The sequence below is a fragment of the Vibrio sp. 779(2023) genome (assembly GCF_033344285.1).
In the GTDB taxonomy this organism is placed as follows: domain Bacteria; phylum Pseudomonadota; class Gammaproteobacteria; order Enterobacterales; family Vibrionaceae; genus Vibrio; species Vibrio alginolyticus.
The window spans coordinates 1-1,434 of the sequence record NZ_JAWPOM010000096.1 but is presented as its reverse complement, the minus strand read 5'-3'; the positions used below and the strand labels follow the sequence as shown (position 1 = coordinate 1,434).

General features: G+C 45.7%; 2 protein-coding genes. Both read right to left on the bottom strand.

Features of this window, described 5'->3' with window-relative positions; genetic code table 11:
* Window positions 1–843: acyl-CoA dehydrogenase family protein (locus R8O70_RS25195; RefSeq protein ID WP_318184460.1), on the bottom strand; the 843-nt coding region annotated here is incomplete at its 3' end.
* Between the two features lie 82 nt (window positions 844–925).
* Window positions 926–1,434 (bottom strand): TetR/AcrR family transcriptional regulator (locus R8O70_RS25190; protein WP_318184459.1); only part of this gene is annotated, 509 nt, incomplete at its 5' end.

Here is a 1,434-nt window from a genome sequence, read left to right as displayed (position 1 = left end):
AGTCGGACCATTCATGAAAGCAGAACCAAGTGGATCGTGACGCTCACCAATTTCAACGCCGTCATGGTCAGCAGGAATGAGCGCACAAGTAATGCCTACGTCTTTCTTATCGCCGAGTAAACCGTCTGGATCCTGCAGCTTGAAAGCAAGACCACGAACAGTCGCAACAGGTGCAAGTGTGATGTAACGCTTGTTCCAGCTAACTCGAACACCAAGCACCTCTTCGCCATCGTGCATGCCGTAACACACCACACCCTGGTCAGGAATGCCGCCCGCATCTGAACCTGCTTCCGGTCCAGTCAAAGCAAAACAAGGAATGTCCGTACCATCAGCAAGACGTGGTAACCAGTAATCTTTTTGCTCCTGAGTGCCGTAGTGAGAAAGAAGCTCACCTGGACCCAACGAGTTAGGAACCATTACCGATACCGCAACACTAATACTGCGCGTTGCAATACGAGACACAATCGTTGAATTTGCCAAAGCAGAAAACTCTCGGCCACCATACTCTTTCGAGATAATCAGTGAGAAGAAACGTTCTTTGCGCAAGTATTCCCACACCTCCGGTGGCAAATCACGATCTTCTTTCACGATTTTTTGATCGTCTAGCATGTCTAAGAGCGTTTCAAGTTCATTATCCATAAACGCTTGCTCTTCAGCAGTTAACGTCGGCGCTGGGTAATGGTGTAGCGTCGTAAAGTTTGGCTTGCCAGAAAACAACTCGGCATCCCACCATACACTACCGGCTTCCATCGCTTCTTTTTCTGTACTCGACAGCGGAGGAAGAACGTTCTTAAACACTTTAAATGCTGGGTCACTAATCCATTTTCTTCGTAGAGAGCTCATAGTTCAGATCCTTTTGTTCACGTCACCGCTTGCGGCTAATCCTTATTATTGGTTTCACTTTTTACTTGTCGTTATCGAGCGACTATTTCGCCGACATACCAGCGGACAAGTAAGGAATCAGTAAATCGACGACAGATTTCACATCGATTTCTTTTTCAAATTTGCTTTCTGCCAGCTCGGTCAAAGCTTGACTAGAGGCCATCGTAAATACGCACGTTCCCAACGTGAAATGTAATCGCCAAAACAACAACTCTTCCGTCAGCTCTGGGTTTGCTTTCATGATAGAGAAAGTAAACAAATTCAATACTTCTGAGTATCGAGTGCTGATAAACCAACGTAAATGCCCTTGTACATCGGTGTAACCTCGACCAATCAACAACATAAATAGTGCAGTACCATTTGGTCTAACATCATTAAGTGTACGCAGCGGTAAACGTAATGATTCAAACACTTCGTCCATGTTGTAGCTTTCGCGGGTATTCAACTCAATGAGAGACACCTTTATGCTTGGCATCAGTGCTTCAAGGTACCGATCTAATACCGCGCGCACTAACGTCTTTTTGTCACCAAAGTGATAATTCACCGATGCAA